Raw genomic sequence first — 19993 nt, 5'->3', positions numbered from 1 at the left:
GTGTGACGTAGATTAATTTTTTGACAAACATGACGAAAAAACACAATCCGCGTATTTGAAATACAACCCGTATTTTAGACGGAATAACCAAAATACTCCGTCGTGCGCCAAAACAGAATGGTAACAGTTGTTACGAAACGCACTAACATTTAGGGGAGTCAGGCCCATTCGCTATTAATACCGAAGTCACTTTAGTGACTGAATTTTATTGTCCTGAGCGCTTAATCAGGCGCTTCATAAAACGCTTAATCAGACGTTAATTTAAAGACTCCGTCACCCGAACCGGCACTGTACCTCTGCATTTTGAATGCCTATCAGGGCATCTTAAAAGGATGCATATTCTTTTAAGATGCCATGCTCAAACACAAATAATCAGGTTGAGTAATCTGATTGCAATAGAAACGCAAAGACGCTCACTAGGAAGAGGCAACGTTTCTTTCGGTCAATCCCATCCACAAGCGATTCGCCTCTGGTGCACTCCATACGTCCAAATGCAATTGCGACAACATCAATGGATTATCCAGTACAGCACTTTTTTGGCCAGAGGATAAACTATCGGGTCCATGGATCAATGCTGCTTTGATTAACGCGGCATGCGCTGCGACACTAGCGGCAGGAATATTTGGCCGCGCCGTGACCGAAGCACAGACCAATGCGTTAATAATTGGATCAACCACTGCTTCAGTAAAACCAGCCAAGCGTCTGCTTGCCTCGTTATATGCCGTAGTCGCGGCAAGTTCGGGTGGTAAATCGACCTCTTCCGGAATCACAAATAACCCAGCGTGGCGGAAACTGCGCCCCAATGAAACTCGGCTTGAAAATACTGATAATGGAATCGAAAGCACCAGAGAGCCGACAATCGGCAATAACCACCACAAAAATGATGGTTCCAAAAAGAATACACCTGCGCCCCACGCTATCCCCAGCGCCGTGTGCCAGCCGTGTCGCCGAACTGCCTCGCCCCAAGTGGTTTCCGTATCTTCGCGAGGCGGTGACTTCCAGCTAATCGCCCATCCAAGAAAAGCACCGACCACAAAGCGCGTGTGGAATAACATCCTGACCGGGGCCAGCATCATAGAAAACAACAATTCAATGATCATGCCCATCGTTAGCCGGACAACACCGCCAAACTCACGTGCGCCTTTAGCCCAAATCAAAATGACGCTCAAGATTTTAGGAAGAAATAACAGCGTCGCTGTTGCGCTAAATAAAGTTAACGCCTTCTCAGGATGCCATTCCGGCCACACGGGAAATAGTTGACCCGGGGTCACAAAATATTCAGGTGCAATCAACGTATGCATGGCAAGCAACGCCGTCGACAATACTAAAAATCCGAACCAAAGTGGTGCCGAAATGTACGCCATCACACCGGTAACAAATACTGCACGATGAACACCATGCATGCCGCGCGCCAGAAATAATCGGAAATTCATCAGATTTCCCTGACACCAACGGCGATCGCGCTTAAGTTCATCCAATAGATTTGGCGGCATTTCCTCAAAACTACCAGCCAGATCATAAGCAATCCAGACGCCCCAACCAGCGCGTCGCATCAATGCCGCTTCGACAAAGTCATGTGACAGAATTTCACCGGCCAACGATCCTTCGCCAGGCAGCGGTGCGAGAGCGCAATACTTCATGAAAGGCGTCAACCGGATAATCGCGTTGTGGCCCCAATAGTGCGACTCGCCCAATTGCCAGTAATGCAAACCTGCGGTGAACAACGGCCCATATACGCGTGTAGAAAACTGTTGAATCCGCGCATACAAAGTATCGCGGCCAGCGGCACGCGGCGCGGTCTGAATAATACCAGCGCTTGAATTTGCTTCCATCAAACGCACGAGTGTCGTCAGACAGGTGCCGCTCATGACACTATCGGCGTCCAGCACAATCATGTAATCATAATTCGCACCCCAACGGCGGCAGAAATCGTCGATATTGCCACTCTTGCGCTTAACCCGACGGCGACGGTGTCGATAAAAAATACGACCAAATCCCCCGAGCGTGCGACATAAAGTTACCCATGCATCCAGTTCTGCAGTGCAGATATCGGGATCACCGCTATCGCTTAGTACAAAGAAATCGAAACGATCCAACTCACCACTTTGCAATACCGACTCATACGTCGCACGCAACCCAGCAAATACGCGATTGACGTCCTCATTACAGATCGGCATGACAATCGCCGTTCTCACATTGCCAGCAATCGGCCCAGGCGCCGCATCTTCCCGCGAAATAACGTAGCGATCGGTCCCGCGCATCAAAACCAGAAAACCTGCCATCGCAGTCCAGAATCCCGCCGAAACCCAGCAAAACAGAATCGCAAACAGGACGAGAGTCAGCATCTCCAATGGTTTAGTGCCATGGTACGGCAGCACCGTACTCATGAAATAGGTGGCAACCACCGTCTGTGCCAACATCAACATGACTAACACGAGGCGGCGCAGATTTCCATTGTGTCGCCAGATCCCACGTGGATCGTGCGTTTTCTCTTTCAGGACGGGGTGTTCAACACTAGTTTGTTGCGCGGTTTCCTGCGCCGTCGCACGCCTTCTGGATTTCAAGCTCGGGCGGCGATCAAAGGCGCGATTAGCGTTTTCGATCCAGCGCACGATAGGATTCAACGTCCCCCAAGGACGAGCAACGATCGGCGTCCGCTTCAATGGCAGCGCAATTGTTATCCGTGTTCTGCCACTTGCATCAGTAACGATCTCCGGTGTCAAGCCCGTAGAATCACGATTGTCTTCCCCGGACGAGCCGTTATAGTTTGATACATTGTCAGATGGATTGTTTAAAACCGTACCCGATACGCTGTCAGACAGGCTATCAACGTCCTGCGGAACTCCATACGCCAACTGCAAACGATTGGCGATTGATGCATATGCCGGATTAGTTGCATTAGAAACACTGCTGGCATCGTCAATCTCGGCCAGCGCCAGGTGCAACGCGGCCATTTCTTCGGTCGATGTCGCTGACGGACTAAAATGCATTCGCTCGGACAACAGCTTACGCTGCCGCGGCGACAGAGGAAGGCGCTGGAGATAGGAATCGCTAGGCGAATGTTCGTCAATCACCTGCGATACTGGCTTGAGCGCTAGTTGGGCGGTAATATGTAACTCCACGTTTCAGATAAGGTTGTATTGGCGTTACGCAAGAAAGCACGTATCTCGACCGGTTTATTTTCTTCGTTCCGGCGCAACTTGATATTGATGCGCCACCCGCCGGTAGCTTCATTTTTGACCGCTTCGCTGCTCAATAGTTTGCCGTTATCATCAACACTGACAACCGCATCCAATTTTGTGTTTTCAGGCAGCTTCTTAAAGGCCGGACCCTCAAAATCTACTAACAAACCGATACTGTCATCAGGCTTAGCCTGAAACCCATTGCCGCGTCGCGTTTGCGTTACCCATGATAAAGGTGAACTCTTCTCAGCGTCTTTTTGCCATAAAAGTGTGTACTCAATGTTGAAAGGTTGGCCCACTTTTGGCGGGGTATCAGGTACCCAATAAGCAACAATATTGTCATTTGTTTCATCCGGTGTCGGGATCTGCACTAACTCGACTCTCCCAGAGCCCCACTTTCCTTTGGGCTGAACCCAGGCACTCGGCCCTTTTTCGTAGCGCGAGCTAAGATCTTGATACGCGGCAAAGTTACGCTCGCGCTGCATCAACCCAAAACCAATCGGATTACTCAAGGTGTAAGACGTGACCAGCAAACGTTTAGGATTAACCAATGGTCGCCAAATCCACTCGCCAGTGCCAGACGCTACCAATAATCCATCTGAATCATGCACTTCTGGCCGATAATCTTCAACAGGTGACCGTTGATTTTTGCCATATAAAAACATACTTGTAAGCGGTGCAATGCCTAATTTGCTCACGTTTTCGCGCAAATAAAGTTGCGCTTTGACCTCAATCGCCGTATCAACTCCGGGCTTCAGAATAAAGCTATATGCGCCAGTCACCCGACGCGAATTAAGCAATGCGTAGATCGTCAGTTGTTTATCACCGGCTTTTGGCCGTTCAATCCAAAATTCTACAAACTGCGGAAATTCTTCGCCCGAGTTCAACGCAGTGTCAACCGCCAATCCGCGCGCCGATAATCCATAGCGCTGATCCTTGCCGATAGCACGGAAATAGCTTGCGCCCAAGAACGACAACACTTCATCTTTATAACTGGTGTTATTAAGCGGGTAATGAACACGGAAGCCAGCAAACCCAAGCCCGCGCAATTTACTTGGATCTATTTTATTTGCGCCATAGGTAAAATTGTTGGGATCAAAGCGAATCTCACGTACGTTTTTACCGAGGATCTCATTCATTTTGACCGGCTGGTTAAACAGGTGGCCCTCATGAAAAAAAGCTAAATCAAATGGCAACTTAGCACTAGCCCACGGTGATTTTTCAGACTTGAACCGAATGTCTCGATACTGCTCCAGGGTTAAATCATCAACCTCTTTTGGTATATCCGGGACAGGCTTAACATAAGCCTTAGCTGATAACGCTTTAGCCCGTTGCGCAACGTCGTTAAAATTAAACGCTGAAGCATACTGAATAGGAAGTAGGCATCCCATAATGATTAGTGCTGGCGCCAACATGACGCGCGTTGGTGTCGAAATAAATGACTTCACCGAAGAAAAATATTTTAAAAACATTGGATTCCCATTTGGCACTGCTTTGATTTGCGAAATCACCGCTCGTTAGCTGATTGCCACTATCAATAGATATTAGCTTACAGCGTTGGATTGTTTATTTATTTTCGCAAAGAAGCATCTTTGGATGCTTTAATACAGAATTATTTGCCAAATTTACATTAAATCAAACAAAAATACCTGCTAATTGACACGAATTAACATTACATAAAAGCGATCAATGCTAAGGGACAATACGCATTAACCCAGCTTCTTTCTTGTTAATAAGCAAATTTACATACCGAGTTATGATCAGCGTAAGCCACCAAAGTTCCTCTGGATGTTTATAGTAAAATCGCAGCAATTCACGCGTATGTCATCATACTGTCCCACTATAGCGAAGTGTTGAGAGCTAAATTTATATGCTTGAAGCGATCAAATGTAATCATTGACGCCAATGACGCCAACGTATCAAACCTCCGTCACCACCTGATCAGTTCGATAAAGCAACAAAATTTACCGCACATTTTAAAAAGTCCCTCCATTGACCAAACCTGCGCCCGCCATGCCTTTTATTCTCACTATCATTGTCGCCACTGATGCCAAAAATGGCATCGGCATTCGCAATACCCTTCCATGGCATTTACCGGAGGATTTGGCGCACTTCAAACGCACCACGTCGGGTCACACGATTATTATGGGTCGTAAAACATTTGAATCCATTGGGCGGCCTCTGCCAAATAGGCGCAATATCGTCATTACCCGTAATCCAGAATGGCAACACGAAGGCGTGGAAACCGTGAGCTCTCTCGAAGCCGCCGCCGCGCTAGCGAATTCAAGTGTTAATGATGCCGATGCTGCTGGGGAAGCCTTCGTCATCGGCGGTGCCGAAATCTACGCTGCTGCGCAACGCCTTTGTGACCGTTTAATCGTGACTGAAATCAGCAAACGCTTTGACTGCGACGCCTTCTTTCCGGCATTAGATCCGCAACAATGGCAAGAAACGTCACGTCTCTCACATCACTCCGCAGCCAACAATTTCGACTACGCCTTTGTAGAATATCAAAGACGACAATCGTTTAACGCTTAAGAACAGCTGTAATGGGTCGAATTTTTTGATCATACTTTTAATGCCATATTATTAAATCATTATATTAAGTCATTGTATTAAGTCATTGTGTTAAGTCATCTTATGCACCCTATTTTTGGGACAACGTTGCGGGCTGATTTTTTTGCTAGTGTTTTGGTACATTTCACCCCAATTTTGCACATATCTGCGAAAATTCGACTTTCACCTTTTTAGTGCCGCAAAGTTGCCCTCTACCTTAAGAGCAGCGAGCGACGCAAGTCATTGATCAGCGAACCAGCGGCCCAACCGGGAACCGCGTTCGCTGTTCCTGTTATCCACACCCGTCTCTTGGAGACCGCATGAAATTCCGCTTCCCTATCGTCATCATCGATGAAGATTTCCGCTCAGAAAATACCTCCGGTCTCGGTATCCGGGCCCTCGCCGACGCGATGGAAAAAGAAGGCATGGAAGTTTTGGGTGTCACCAGTTATGGCGACCTGTCGCAATTCGCCCAGCAACAATCGCGAGCGTCCGCCTTTATTCTCTCGATCGACGATGAGGAGTTCGGGGCAGGTTCATTCGAAGAGACCGATCACGCGCTGAAATCGTTACGCGCCTTTGTCGAAGAAATCCGCTACAAGAATGCCGACATCCCGATCTATTTATACGGCGAAACCCGCACTTCACGTCATATACCAAATGACATTCTGCGTGAACTGCACGGCTTTATTCATATGTTTGAAGACACGCCTGAGTTTGTCGCCCGGCATATTATTCGCGAAGCCAAATCCTATCTGGACGGCCTCTCGCCGCCCTTCTTTCGTGCGTTGGTACACTACGCCCAAGATGGCTCTTACTCTTGGCACTGTCCCGGCCATTCTGGCGGCGTCGCCTTTTTAAAATCACCGATTGGCCAGATGTTTCATCAATTTTTTGGTGAAAACATGTTGCGTGCCGACGTTTGTAACGCCGTCGAAGAACTCGGTCAGTTGCTTGATCATACGGGCCCAATCGCTGAATCCGAGCGCAACGCAGCACGCATTTACAACGCCGATCATTGTTACTTCGTTACCAACGGAACGTCCACCTCAAACAAGATGGTGTGGCATTCAACCGTTGCGCCCGGCGATATCGTCGTCGTGGATCGCAATTGTCACAAGTCGATTTTGCACTCGATCATTATGACCGGCGCAATCCCGGTCTTCCTGATGCCGACCCGTAATCACCTGGGTATTATCGGTCCGATTCCGCTAGAAGAATTTACGATGGAAAGCATTCGGAAAAAGATCGAAGCCAATCCGTTTGCCCGGGAAGCATTGAATAAAAAGCCACGTATCCTCACGATTACGCAATCGACTTACGATGGTGTTATTTATAACGTTGAGACGCTGCAAAACATGCTCGATGGCGAGATCGATACTTTGCATTTTGATGAAGCATGGTTACCGCACGCCACTTTCCATGATTTCTACAAAGACATGCACGCGATCGGCAAAGATCGCCCGCGTGCAAAGAAATCAATGATTTTTTCAACGCAATCAACCCACAAATTGCTAGCGGGTCTATCGCAGGCATCGCAAGTGCTGGTGCGTGAATCGGAAACCGTGCAACTCGATCAGGACGCTTTTAATGAGGCGTATCTGATGCACACGTCCACCTCGCCACAATATTCCATCATTGCGTCCTGCGACGTCGCAGCGGCGATGATGGAAGCGCCGGGCGGTACTGCGCTGGTCGAAGAAAGTATTCTTGAGGCGCTCGATTTCCGCCGCGCCATGAAAAAAATCGATCTCGAATGGGGCGCGGATTGGTGGTTTCAGGTGTGGGGACCAAACTCGTTCTCAGAGGATGGTATCGGCTCACGAGAAGACTGGGTAATCAAGGCTGAAGACGATTGGCATGGCTTCGGCAATCTGGCACCCAACTTCAATATGCTCGATCCGATTAAGGCAACCATCGTTACGCCAGGGTTGTCACTTGACGGTCAATTTGGTGATAGCGGAATACCGGCTTCGATTGTGACCAAGTATTTGGCCGAGCATGGGGTTATCGTTGAAAAATGTGGTTTGTATTCATTCTTTATCATGTTCACTATCGGCATTACCAAAGGCCGCTGGAACACGTTGCTGACAGCATTGCAGCAATTTAAAGACGATTACGATAAGAACCAGCCCATCTGGCGCATTCTGCCGGAATTCGCTCGCGCTAATAACGGCAAAAATTCTCGCTACGAACGCCTTGGTCTGCGCGATTTGTGCCAGCAAATTCATGAGACCTACAAAGCCTATGATATCGCGCGTCTAACCACTGAAATGTATCTTTCAGCCATGCAACCGGCCATGAAACCATCCGACGCTTTTGCCAAGATGGCGCATCGTGAAATAGATCGCGTACCAATTGACCAGCTCGAAGGCCGCGTGACATCGATCCTATTGACGCCCTATCCGCCCGGCATTCCGTTGCTGATTCCTGGCGAACGTTTCAATAAGACTATTGTTGACTACTTAAAATTTGCACGGAATTTCAATGAAAAATTTCCGGGATTTGAAACAGACGTGCATGGCCTGGTGAAGCGTGAAGTGAATGGCAAGCGGGATTACTTTGTCGACTGCGTTCGCATCGAAGCTACAAACCAATAGCAAATAAAAAATAGCCAAAAAAATGGCCATATCAAATGTGATATGGCCATCAATGGCTTATTCCATTCTGACTGCGCCAACCTATCGCACAGTCATCAACTTAGTCAGCAGCGCGGTAATCAACGCAAACAACCTATGCAGGTTAAGCTTTAGGTAATGTGACGCCTTGCTGGCCCTGATATTTGCCGCCGCGATCCTTGTAAGACGTTTCGCACACTTCATCGCTCTCAAAGAACAAGACCTGTGCACAACCTTCGCCTGCATAAATTTTTGCTGGCAATGGCGTCGTATTGGAAAATTCCAGTGTCACGTAACCTTCCCACTCTGGCTCGAATGGCGTCACATTGACAATGATGCCGCAACGGGCGTAAGTCGACTTGCCTAAACAGATCGTCAGGACGCTCCGTGGAATACGAAAATATTCGATGGTACGCGCCAACGCAAACGAATTTGGTGGAATGATACAAACGTCACCGACGAAATCGACAAATGATTTTTCATCGAAATTCTTCGGGTCTACAATGGTCGAATTGATATTGGTAAAAATCTTGAATTCATTGGCGCAACGAATATCGTAGCCGTAGGACGAAGTGCCGTATGAGACGATTTTATTACCATTTTCTTCACGCACCTGCGTGGGCGAGAACGGCTCGATCATGCCGGTTTCCTGCGCCATGCGACGGATCCATTTATCGGATTTGATAGCCATAGTGTTCTCTTCTTTGTAAAGGTGGTGCAACTTCAAACCAGAAATGGTGGAGCAATTATTAATCTTTTTCAGTCGTAGGGCAGCAATGCCGCCACAAAATTACCACAATGTACGGAGATGCCAGACGTTAGCCCAACGTACCAAGATTAAACTGATTAATCGACAATTTCAGTAATGAAAATAGCGAAATAGATAAAATATGTTTGCGCAATTTTACGCGAATCAACGGCGCTCTTCGACCACAAAGTGTTGAGGCACCAAACGTACCACCGTCACGCAGGCAACTTCCCTGTCATTACAATGACGTTGATCCCGTCCATCAGCGCCTTGCAGCTTAGTTAGCAATGCGCTTACCGCTGCATTGTCTCCCATACTTTTTGCAGCCGTTTGACTGAAACCGGCATCGGTGTTTTTAGTTCCTGCGCAAATAGCGAGACGCGCAGCTCCTCCAGCATCCAGCGAAATTCCTGCATTTTTGGATCGACGCCCTTCCCTTGCCGCTCTTTTTGCGCCCGTTGCCAAGGTGTTGCGACCTGCGACCATTCAGTTAGCGAACGCGCATCGCGACTAGGCTCAGCGCGCAACTTCTCCAAACGCACACTAATTGCCTTCAGATAGCGCGGAAAATGCGTTAAATTCGCATAATCGTTTTCAGCAATAAAACGCTTGTTCACCAAACCCATTATTTGCGCCTGAATATCTGCAACTGCCGCCGTTTGCGCTTTAACGCCTTGTAACTTTTTCGGCAATCCGTGATATTCAACCAGTATCAATGCTGTTAATCGTGCAATTTCGTTGCATAGCAAACCAAGACGAGATTTGCCTTCGTCCTTACGTTGCATGAATTGTGCAGCATTCATAGGCAGTGGCGCTTGGAGACAGGCGCGCTCGAGTCCGGCCGAAATAATCTGGTCACGCAATTCTTCCTGCGATCCAAGAGCCATAAACTGCATTCCCATTTGCTGTAAACCGGGAATATTTTTTTCAAGAAATTTAAGTTGTTCCTTCAGCTGAAGCGCAAATAAACGACGCAAACCCAGTCGATGGATGCGCACCGCTTCATTCGGATCATCAAAGACTTCCAGGTCACAATAAGTGATCTTATCGACAAGCGCCGGAAAACCAATCAACGTCTGTTTGCCTTGCTGGATTTCCAGTAGTTCTGGCAACTCTCCAAAACTCCAACTGGTCAAATTGCTATAAGCAGCGACGCTGGTGCCATTCTGTGCACCCGTGTTTGCCGACACCACTTTAGTCGCACCTTGCGAAGCCGCAGCGTGGCTTGATGACGCTGGAGGGGTGACAAGCCCGGCATGTGTGGCAGCTATTTCGCTTGAAACAACCCCGGTCTTTTCAGCCAGCTTCTGAAAACTCTCACGCGCCTGTCCGCCCAATTCAGCTTGAAGCGCAGCAAGATTACGGCCCATATCAAGTTGCCTGCCATGCTCGTCGATGACTTTGAAATTCATCGTATGGTGCGCTGGCAAAGTCTCCACCTTAAAGTCGGAGATTCGCACCGCGACGGTCGTTTCAGCGCGTATGTCAGCAATCAATGCGTCCAGCAAATTGCCGTGGCCGAAGGCACTACGCGCCTGAATCCGCTCACAAAATCCGGCAGCATAGTCAGGCAGCGGCACGCAGTTACGACGTATTTTTTGGGGCAACGATTTCAACAGCAGATGCACTTTCTCTTTCAGCATCCCGGTTACCAGCCAATCGCACCGATCAACGTACACCTGATTTAATGCATAGAGCGGGACGGTCAGCGTAACGCCATCCCGCGGTGTGCCGGGCTCAAAGTGATACGACAATCCCATCTCAATACCGGCAACCCGCATCACCTTGGGAAACAAATCCGTCGTGATACCCGCCGCTTCATGACGCATCAAATCGTCGCGATTCAAATAGAGCAAGGTCGGATTTTTATGCGTCGTATCCTTGAGCCATTTCTCAAAAGTAATACCATTACAAATATCGACCGGAATCAGCTTGTCGTAAAACGCCGCAATCAGCTCTTCGTCGACCAGCACATCCAGACGTCGCGACTTATGTTCCAGATTTTCGATCTCACGGATCAGTTTTTGGTTGTGGGCAAAAAAGGGTGCACGCGTGTCATATTCGCCGCCGACCAGCGCATCACGAATAAAAATCTCCCGCGCCTCTTTAGGATTGATCAGGCCGAAATTAATCCGCCGCTGGCTATACACCACCAACCCATAAAGTGTTGCGCGCTCTGAGGCAGAAACCTGCGCCATACGCTTTTCCCAGCGCGGTTCGCCGTAGGATTTTTTCAGTAAATGCGCGCCGACTTTTTCCAGCCATTCCGGCTGAATCTGAGAAACGCAACGCGCATACAAGCGCGTGGTATCGACCAGTTCCGACGCCATCACCCACTTTCCGGCTTTTTTCGTTAATGAAGATCCCGGCCAGATATGAAACTTGATGCCGCGTGCGCCCAGATAATGCGGATCGTCGTCAGCCTTAAAGCCAACGTTACCCAACAACCCGGTCAACAACGCCGTGTGCAAATTATCGTAAGTTGCTGGCGCTTCGTTTAGTCGCCAGCCTTGTTCCCTCACGATGGTCAACAGTTGCGAGTGAACATCGCGCCATTCCCGCAATCGTAATTGCGACAGGAAGTTAGCACGACAATTATCCTGCAACTGGCGATTGGTTTTCTTGTGCTCGATGGCTTCTTCAAACCATTTCCAGATTTTTAAATAGCTTTGGAATTCGGATTTTTCATCGGCGAATTTCTTATGTGCCTGATCAGCGGCAGCTTGCGCATCCATCGGTCGATCACGCGGATCCTGGACCGATACTGCCGATGCAATGATCAGCATTTCGGATAGACAAACGTTATCCAGCGATGCCAATATCATGCGGCCAACGCGTGGATCGAGCGGTAATTTTGCCAATTCGCGCCCAGTTTTGGTCAACTGATTATTGTCATCAACCGCGCCAAGTTCCTGCAACAATTGATAACCGTCGGCAATGGCACGTCCCGGCGGCGGCTCAATGAAGGGAAACGTTTCAACATCGGTCAAATGCAACGATTTCATCCGCAAAATCACCGAAGCCAGCGACGATCGCATGATTTCCGGTTCGGTAAATTTTGGACGTTGAAGATAGTCGCGTTCTTCGTATAGACGAATACACACACCCGCAGCCACCCGACCACAACGCCCTGCGCGCTGATTCGCCGCCGATTGGGCAATCGGTTCAATCTGTAATTGCTCAACCTTATTGCGATAACTATAACGTTTAACACGTGCCAAACCGGCATCGACCACGTAACGAATACCGGGAACAGTGAGCGAGGTTTCAGCTACGTTGGTCGCGAGGACAATGCGGCGGGCATTCGATACCTTAAATACCCGCTCTTGTTCCTGCGCCGATAAACGCGCAAACAACGGCAAAATCTCTACATGCGGCGGATGATGTTTGCGTAATGCTTCGGCAGCGTCGCGAATCTCCCGCTCGCCGGGTAAAAATACCAACACATCACCAGAACCAACCCGCGCCAGTTCATCAACGGCATCAACCACCGCATCCATCAAATCGCGTTGATCACGGTCGCGCTGTGCTGCGTTCGGAGCTGCGTTGTGTGCTGCATTGGGCGCACTTGACGCACCACCCGGCCTTGCCGCTGTAGTCGACGGATTAACGCCGCTACGATCCGCGTTATCGACCGGCCGGTAACGCACCTCCACTTCGTACAAGCGTCCAGATACTTCTATCACGGGTGCCAATTTATCACCGTGACCAAAATGACGCGCAAAACGATCAGCATCAATCGTCGCTGAAGTAATGATCAACTTCAGATCAGGCCGTTTGGGTAGTAATTGCTTCAGGTATCCGAGCAGAAAATCGATGTTAAGACTGCGCTCGTGCGCCTCATCAATGATGATGGTGTCATATTGCCGCAACATCGGATCGGTCTGCGTTTCGGCCAGCAATATCCCGTCAGTCATCAGCTTGACCCACGCACCTTTGGTCAACGTATCGTTAAAACGCACTTTAAAACCAACGTGCTCGCCCAACGGCGATCCCAGTTCCTGCGCAATCCGCTTAGCTGTCGACGACGCAGCAATCCGGCGCGGCTGCGTATGCCCAATCAAACCATTGAGACCACGACCTAATTCAAGACATATCTTCGGTAACTGCGTGGTTTTCCCTGATCCGGTTTCACCGCAGACAATAATGACCTGGTTAGCCAGCAAAGCTTCAGCAATTTCAGCGCGTCTGCCCGATACCGGCAATTCCTCTGGAAATATGATCGGCGGCAGTGGATTGCGTTCCGGTGCGGTTCGCGGTCTTGCTTCCCGCGGCAAACGACCTTCAGAACGTCGGGGTCGATTTGAATCAGCGCTGATAGTGACGGGAACAGGTCCGGATATCGAACTTGGTGCAGGTGATTGCGCCGGACGTGATGAATTTTCCTGACGCGGAGGGGCTTCAGAGCGTGGCGGCCGGCGTGAATCTGCGGGCCGCATTGGTTTATTGGATTCTGATACTGGCATGGGATAAGAATTATACAGAGCGCAGCACGCCTACGCAGCAACCGCTTCGCGAAAAGCGGTCACAAACGAGAGAATCCACGGCGCAGGTAATCGTGCCTTCGTTACGAAGAAACAACCTTTTCTTCGAGCGGCGCACCAATCGCACAACTTGACACAGACCTCGCCACAACATCGCAATTGCGCAAGGCGACCAGCTCCGCTAGTACCGAGACCGCGATTTCCGCTGGAGAACGACTAAAAATCGGCAGACCGATTGGGGCGTGTAAGCGATCCACTTCTTCCTGTGTCACATCCAGCGTCAGCAAACGCGCCTTGCGCGCAATGGTGCTGGCCATAGAACCGATTGCTCCGACGTAAAACGCATCGGTTTTCAACGCTTCCATCAATGCCATATCATCTACCTTTGGATCATGACTGAGCGCTACGATCACGGTCCGTTTATCTGGTGCAAATGCATGCACCGCGTCATCCGGCATGCCTTCAAGCCATTCAACGGCAGAAGCCGCTGAGATTATGTGTGTGTTTCCATTAGCCTGCTCATTGGTTTGCCAGTTGCGCCGTTGCTCTTCACGCGGATCATTTAAATAGACCGAAAAATCTAGCGCTGGCGCCATTTGCGCCAGATATTCTGATACCTGACCGGCGCCAATAATCAGTAAACGCCAATGCGGACCGAACACATGAACCAATTCATTATCGCCAAAACGCACCGTAAAGTCGGCAGTTGCTGGCTCGATGACCGCCACGCCACTAATAAGATTAAGCCGCCTTTGCACCAACCGTCGGGATGCAACCGCCTCCAGCAACGGTTCCAGTGCGGCTGCATTAACAAGCGGTTCGACCACCAGTTCGAGTGTGCCACCACATGGCAAACCGAACCGGCGCACCTGTTCGGCAGTAATGCCGTAGCGCACGACTTCAATTTTTTCTGGAAAGGATGCGGCAAAACGCGCCATTAAATCATCCTCGACACAGCCACCCGATACCGATCCGGTAAAATCACCTTCGGAAGTGATGGCGAACAGCGATCCAAGTGGACGCGGTGCCGATCCCCAATTGCGCACTACCGTCACCAATGTGACGCGCTTGCCCTGTCGCAACCAACTCACCGCGCTATTTAATACCTGATAATCGACCGCGTTCATTTTTTACTTTCAATTTATACAACTTATTCCTGGACAACTCTATGATATAGAAGAGATCACATCTTCACTTGCCGACAGGATTTTAACGGTCACAGAAACTATCATCGCAAATTCTTAAGAACAGTCGAATTACACCATTAATTGCTAAAATTACCAGAAACATAAGAGTTACTTCTATTGCAATCAAGGTCACAGGACGGGTTTATGCCAATGCAAAATTATAGTATTGACGTAATCTTGTCCCAGCAAGGCGGGCCGACGAAGACAGTACGATAGTACGGGGCCGCCGAGGTGGCAAGGAAAGCCCAACGCCGATGGCGTACTTTCACATCAATCCTGCTGGGACAAAGTGTGCTCAGTGCCACTGTATGTATATAATGCACACCATGGAAAACACCTCCGAATTCGTCCAGTGGCTGCGCTCTGTCGCGCCCTACATTCATGCCTTTCGCGGCAAGACCTTTGTGATCGCCTTTCCGGGCGAGTTAGTCATGGCTGGGGCCTTACCCGTGCTTGCACAAGATCTGTCGTTACTGCACGCGTTAGGTATCAAAATTGTGATTGTGCATGGCTCACGACCGCAGGTTGAAGAACAATTGACACTACGCAATGTTGAAACGCGCTTTTCTAACGGCTTGCGGATCACCGACATCGCGGCATTGGAATGCGCAAAAGAAGCCGCGGGCGAATTACGGCTCGATATCGAAGCGGCATTTAGTCAGGGCTTGCCAAATACCCCCATGGCGCACGCCGCCATCAGGATTATTTCAGGCAACTTTGTGACAGCGCGACCACTAGGCGTGATTGATGGTGCAGACCTTCAATTGACTGGCGTGGTGCGTAAGATCGCCTACGAAACCATCCACCCTATTTTGAGCGCGGGTAATCTGGTTCTGCTCTCGCCATTGGGTTTTTCGCCGACTGGTGAAGCATTTAATCTGACCATGGAAGATGTTGCGGTCGCCGCTGCCATTTCACTGCGCGCCGAGAAATTGATCTTCATCAGCGAAACGCCCTTACTGAAAGACGCCGCAGGAACTGAAATCCGAGAACTATCGTCTCATCAGGCGCAGGCAGTGCTCGAAAGCGGTTGTCTGCCGTCCGATTCAGCCTTCTACTTGCAGCACGCCATCAAATCCTGCAACGCTGGCGTGCCACGTGCGCACATCGTACCGTTTGCGACTGATGGTTCGGCGTTGCTTGAATTATTTACGCATGATGGTATTGGCACCATGATTACTTACGAGAATCTGGAAAGCTTGCGTGAAGCAACGATTGAGGACGTCGGCGGTATCCTGAAATTGATCGAACCACTGGAAGCCGATGGCACGCTGGTCAAGCGCGGCCGCGAACTGATTGAGCGCGAAATCCATTATTTCTCTGTCATCGACCATGATGGCGTGCTGTTTGGCTGCGCAGCGTTGTACCCTTTCCCAGATGAAAAAATGGGAGAGATGGCTTGTCTGACGGTTAATCCGGAAGTGCAAGCGCAGGGCGACGGTGAGAAAATTCTGAAACATATGGAAAGCCGAGCGCGCGCCGCTGGCCTGACCAAACTATTCGTATTGACTACACGAACTTCACATTGGTTTTTGCGGCGCGGCTTTGTCAGCGCGACAGTCGACGACTTACCGAAAAATCGTCAACATATGTATAACTGGCAACGTAAATCATTGGTACTGATTAAACAACTTTAATGTAAGCAACTTTAACCGCTGACTCTCATTTATCGCCTCACTCAGGCATTCAGGCCGGAGTGGGCGCTGATACTCACAGGTAACAAACAAGGAAAATCATGGCACGTACTATTCATTGCATCAAACTCGATAAAGAAGCTGAAGGATTGGATTTCCCACCGTATCCGGGTGAACTGGGCAAGCGTATTTTTGAAAGCGTTTCAAAAGAAGCATGGGCTGGATGGCTGAAGCATCAAACGATGCTGGTGAATGAAAATCGCCTGAACCTGGCTGACATTCGTGCACGTAAATATCTTGCGACACAAATGGAAAATCATTTCTTCGGCAACGGCGCAGATGCCGCCGTCGGTTACGTTCCACCGACAGAATAAACTCGTTTCGTAACGACGCTCCCTTCCCCGCTACCATTTGGCCGATCAGTTTTTTGATCCCGGAAAGTGGTAGCATTAACATCACCCGATGTGAATACAGTCATCAATCCATGTATTGATAGCGGCTTATTGATGTTGAATTTCGTTGTAATAGCTGGGCATTGACGTTGCTTAGTTTTTTTGTCTCAGCGCTACCGCCAGCACGCATCAGCTCACCGAACAACATGCACCAATCGTGTCGTCCCGTCTCCCGTCCATCACGCCTCTAACTGATCGAAAACGTCATGCATTTATTCCCTCAAATTCATCATTCGACATTATTCGCTGATACTGCAACCGCGAACATCTTCAGACGTATTCCTGGATTGCTGACGCGTGCATCGTCTGGCGCGCTAACACTCACCGTGATGTTGCTTGTAACGCCCTATTTTGCAGAAGCACAGACATTGCCGACCAGTGATGCAAAGATCACCCAATTCGCCAACATCACCAAAGGCCCCTCAGCCGAAGGCATCACCGAATACCGTTTCAGTAATGGCTTCAAATTGTTGTTGCTACCAGATGCCACCAAGCCAACGGTGACCGTCAATATGACGTATCTGGTCGGTTCGCGTCAGGAAAATTATGGTGAAACCGGGATGGCGCATTTGCTGGAACACATGATGTTCAAAGGCACGCCAACGCATCCGACCATTCCAAAAGATTTCGGCCAACGCGGTATGTCTTTCAACGGCACTACTTCGCTTGACCGCACCAATTACTACGAATTTTCGCAAGCGAGCGATGACAATCTGAAATGGGCCATCGACCTTGAAGCGGATCGGATGCTGCATTCTTTTGTCGCTCGAAAAGATCTCGATAGTGAAATGACCGTTGTTCGTAATGAATTTGAGAAAGGGGAAAACTCTCCAGTCAGCGTCTTGTTTAAACGCATGCAAGGCGTCGCTTTTGACTGGCATAGTTATGGCAAACCCACTATCGGCAACCGCAGTGATGTGGAGAACGTCAAGATCGAAAATCTGCAAGCGTTCTATCGCACCTATTACCAGCCAGATAATGCGGTACTACTCATTTCGGGAAAATTCGACACTGAAAAGGCGCTGACCTGGGTAAACGAGGCCTTTGGAAAACTGCCGAAACCAAGCCGTAAATTACCTGAGTTCTGGACCGTGGAACCAACGCAGGATGGTGAGCGCAGCTTTGTCATCCGGCGTGAAGGTGACATACAAATCGTCGCCGTGGCGTACAAAGTACCGAGCGAATTGCACCCGGACAGCAACGCGATATCTTTCGCAGCGAGCATTCTGGCCGACACCCCAAACGGGCGGCTTTACAAAGCCTTGGTCGAAACAGGCAAGGCGACATCGGTATTCAATTATGAAATGACCGGTTATGCACCGGGATTATTGGTCATCGCTGCGGTCGTGAAAAAAAATGAGCCAATTGAACCGGTTCGCGCAGCCTTGGTAGACGCCATCGAAAGTTTTTCAACTACGCCCCCAACCGCTGAAGAAATGGACCGTATAAAACGAAACACAGCCAACGGTTATGAAAACTTGATGAACGATCCACAGCAAATTGGGGTTGCCATGTCGAGCGCCATTGCGCTGGGTGACTGGCGCTTGCTTTTTTTAGGGCGCGACCAACTTAAGCAAGTCACATCAGCACAGGTTGCAGAAGTTGCGGCCATATATTTTAAACGCGACAATCGTACTGTCGGCATCTTTCAACCAAACGATCCACCGCAGCGCGCCGAGGTACCGGCTGCACCTGCGCTGGCCGAGATACTAAAAGATTACAAGCCGCAGCAAGGGCTGGCAAGCGGAGAAATTTTCGATCCTTCGCAGGCGAATATTGATGCACGTACGCAGCATCAAACTTTCGGCGATATGAAATTGGCGATGCTACCGAAGAAAACCCGTGGCGAGACCGTTTCAGTCCACATAAAATTAAATTGGGGTGATGAAAAAACGCTATTCGATAAGAATGCTGTCTCGGATATGACCGGTGCAATGCTGCGCCGCGGCAGCACAACACTTAACCGTCAGCAATTAGCAGATGCTTTTTCCAAGCTTAAGGTGAGCGGCAGCCTCTATCAATTTGAGACAACGCGTAGTGATCTTCCCGGCGCGCTGGCGCTGGTTGCCGATGTATTTCAGCACCCGCGTTTTGATCCCCTTGAATTTGAGCGTTTGCGCAAGGAAGTGCTCGTTGGCCTTGAGGCTTCGCGCAACAATCCCGATAGCCGCGCAGCAGAAGCAATGGCGCAACATTTCAATTTATATCCAAAAGGTGACTGGTTGTCTGCACCCACCGTTGACGAGAAGATCGCAAACATCAAAGCGGTCACTCTGGAACAGGTGATTGCTTTTCACAAGGCATTTTATGGCGCGTCACACAGTGAAATCGCCATCGTCGGGGATTTCGACCCAACACCCATCTCCAAGACGGTTCAGGCCGAATTCGGCAACTGGAAAAGTGCCTCGCCATACCAGCGCGTGATAAGGAAAAACTTTGATGTCGCGCCAATTGCAGAGGTCATCAATACGCCAGATAAAGAAAACGGCGTCTATATTGCCCGCATGAATCTGGATATGCGCGACAGTGATCCTGACTATCCTGCTCTGTTGGTGGCGAATTACTTGTTTGGAGGCGGCAGCCTGAAGTCTCGTCTAGCTGACCGGATACGCCAAAAAGATGGTTTGTCCTATAGCGTCGGCTCTTCACTCGGCATCAGCGCCATCAGCCGCGCTGCAAGCTTCAGCATTCAGGCGATCGCCGCTCCACAAAATCTCTCCAAAGTCGATCTAGGGGTGAAGGAAGAGTTGGCGCGCGTTCGTAAAGATGGCTTCACTGCCGACGAACTGACCCGCGCAAAATCCGGCATATTGCAAGAAAACGTTCAGGCCCGGGCGCAAGATGGTGCAGTCGGTGCCGGCTGGGTGCGCTTATTGGATCTAGACCGAACGTACGCATGGAGTAAGCAACTTGAAGACAAAATCAGCGCATTGACACTCGACCAGATCAATAAGGCGTTCCATAGTCGGATTGATCCTACCCAATTAAGTGTCGTGATTGCACGCGATGAAACGAAGATTAATAATCCGAATGTGGCGAGGCCTTAAATAAGTATGCCAAGGACCTAACGTAGAGACGCTAGAGATTTGACCTTCTTATCGATAAAAAAGCCTGCAACTTGTGAAGTTGCAG

At 49.6% G+C, this 19993-nt stretch carries 11 protein-coding genes; 5 read left to right on the top strand and 6 right to left on the bottom strand.

Features of this window, described 5'->3' with window-relative positions; all coding sequences use genetic code 11:
- Positions 1 to 416: 416 nt before the first annotated feature.
- Positions 417 to 3122, bottom strand: coding sequence for a glucans biosynthesis glucosyltransferase MdoH (gene mdoH / locus ACXX82_RS15850; protein WP_322236430.1), 2706 nt, complete (start codon positions 3120 to 3122; stop codon positions 417 to 419).
- Entirely contained in the window at positions 3095 to 4654 is a 1560-nt protein-coding gene (locus tag ACXX82_RS15845) for a glucan biosynthesis protein G (RefSeq protein ID WP_416186814.1), read from the bottom strand. The genes mdoH and ACXX82_RS15845 overlap by 28 nt, the downstream gene beginning before the upstream one ends.
- 541 nt (positions 4655 to 5195) lie before the next feature.
- Between ACXX82_RS15845 and ACXX82_RS15840 the strand changes: the two genes are divergently transcribed.
- Positions 5196 to 5720 carry a dihydrofolate reductase gene (locus ACXX82_RS15840; protein ID WP_458563238.1) on the top strand — a complete coding sequence of 175 codons (525 nt, stop codon included), beginning with the start codon at positions 5196 to 5198 and terminating at the stop codon, positions 5718 to 5720.
- 338 nt (positions 5721 to 6058) lie between these two features.
- Positions 6059 to 8338, top strand: a complete 2280-nt coding sequence (locus ACXX82_RS15835; protein ID WP_322236426.1) for an Orn/Lys/Arg family decarboxylase — start codon at positions 6059 to 6061, stop codon at positions 8336 to 8338.
- 142 nt (positions 8339 to 8480) lie between these two features.
- Here ACXX82_RS15835 and dcd read toward each other — a convergent pair whose 3' ends face one another.
- The 4 genes from dcd to ACXX82_RS15815 form a co-directional block, all read right to left on the bottom strand.
- Positions 8481 to 9047: a dCTP deaminase gene (gene dcd, locus ACXX82_RS15830; RefSeq protein ID WP_322236424.1), complete on the bottom strand. Its 567-nt coding sequence runs from the start codon at positions 9045 to 9047 to the stop codon at positions 8481 to 8483.
- A gap of 222 nt (positions 9048 to 9269) precedes the next feature.
- Positions 9270 to 9419 (bottom strand): hypothetical protein, encoded by a 150-nt coding sequence (locus tag ACXX82_RS15825; RefSeq protein WP_458563237.1) that lies wholly within the window; start codon positions 9417 to 9419, stop codon positions 9270 to 9272.
- Positions 9398 to 13570, bottom strand: a complete 4173-nt coding sequence (hrpA, locus tag ACXX82_RS15820) for an ATP-dependent RNA helicase HrpA (protein ID WP_458563236.1) — start codon at positions 13568 to 13570, stop codon at positions 9398 to 9400. The genes ACXX82_RS15825 and hrpA overlap by 22 nt, the downstream gene beginning before the upstream one ends.
- Positions 13571 to 13671: 101 nt before the next feature.
- Positions 13672 to 14715 (bottom strand): XdhC family protein, encoded by a 1044-nt coding sequence (locus ACXX82_RS15815; RefSeq protein ID WP_322236418.1) that lies wholly within the window; start codon positions 14713 to 14715, stop codon positions 13672 to 13674.
- A gap of 386 nt (positions 14716 to 15101) precedes the next feature.
- On the opposite strand from ACXX82_RS15815, the gene argA reads away from it, so the two are divergent.
- From argA to ACXX82_RS15800, 3 genes are all read left to right on the top strand, one after another.
- Positions 15102 to 16412: an amino-acid N-acetyltransferase gene (gene argA / locus ACXX82_RS15810; protein ID WP_322236416.1), complete on the top strand. Its 1311-nt coding sequence runs from the start codon at positions 15102 to 15104 to the stop codon at positions 16410 to 16412.
- 98 nt (positions 16413 to 16510) lie between these two features.
- The gene (locus tag ACXX82_RS15805) at positions 16511 to 16783 is read left to right on the top strand and encodes an oxidative damage protection protein (protein WP_322236415.1); all 273 of its coding nucleotides are present in this window, start codon (positions 16511 to 16513) and stop codon (positions 16781 to 16783) included.
- 407 nt (positions 16784 to 17190) lie between these two features.
- Positions 17191 to 19908 (top strand): M16 family metallopeptidase, encoded by a 2718-nt coding sequence (locus ACXX82_RS15800; protein WP_458564005.1) that lies wholly within the window; start codon positions 17191 to 17193, stop codon positions 19906 to 19908.
- Positions 19909 to 19993: the final 85 nt, after the last annotated feature.

It is taken from the genome of Glaciimonas sp. GNP009 (assembly GCF_054343755.1).
The sequence above is the reverse complement of the archived record's forward strand: the minus strand, read 5'-3'. Positions and strand labels throughout refer to the sequence as shown.

What these genes read in the sequence shown, in the direction of transcription:
- ACXX82_RS15845 (WP_416186814.1), bottom strand. Translation starts at nt 4,654, where the DNA reads ATGTTTTTAAAATATTTTTCTTCGGTGAAGTCATTTATTTCGACACCA.
- ACXX82_RS15840 (WP_458563238.1), top strand. Translation starts at nt 5,196, where the DNA reads ATGCCTTTTATTCTCACTATCATTGTCGCCACTGATGCCAAAAATGGC.
- ACXX82_RS15835 (WP_322236426.1), top strand. Translation starts at nt 6,059, where the DNA reads ATGAAATTCCGCTTCCCTATCGTCATCATCGATGAAGATTTCCGCTCA.
- dcd (WP_322236424.1), bottom strand. Translation starts at nt 9,047, where the DNA reads ATGGCTATCAAATCCGATAAATGGATCCGTCGCATGGCGCAGGAAACC.
- ACXX82_RS15825 (WP_458563237.1), bottom strand. Translation starts at nt 9,419, where the DNA reads ATGGGAGACAATGCAGCGGTAAGCGCATTGCTAACTAAGCTGCAAGGC.
- hrpA (WP_458563236.1), bottom strand. Translation starts at nt 13,570, where the DNA reads ATGCCAGTATCAGAATCCAATAAACCAATGCGGCCCGCAGATTCACGC.
- ACXX82_RS15815 (WP_322236418.1), bottom strand. Translation starts at nt 14,715, where the DNA reads ATGAACGCGGTCGATTATCAGGTATTAAATAGCGCGGTGAGTTGGTTG.
- argA (WP_322236416.1), top strand. Translation starts at nt 15,102, where the DNA reads ATGGAAAACACCTCCGAATTCGTCCAGTGGCTGCGCTCTGTCGCGCCC.
- ACXX82_RS15805 (WP_322236415.1), top strand. Translation starts at nt 16,511, where the DNA reads ATGGCACGTACTATTCATTGCATCAAACTCGATAAAGAAGCTGAAGGA.
- ACXX82_RS15800 (WP_458564005.1), top strand. Translation starts at nt 17,191, where the DNA reads ATGTTGCTTGTAACGCCCTATTTTGCAGAAGCACAGACATTGCCGACC.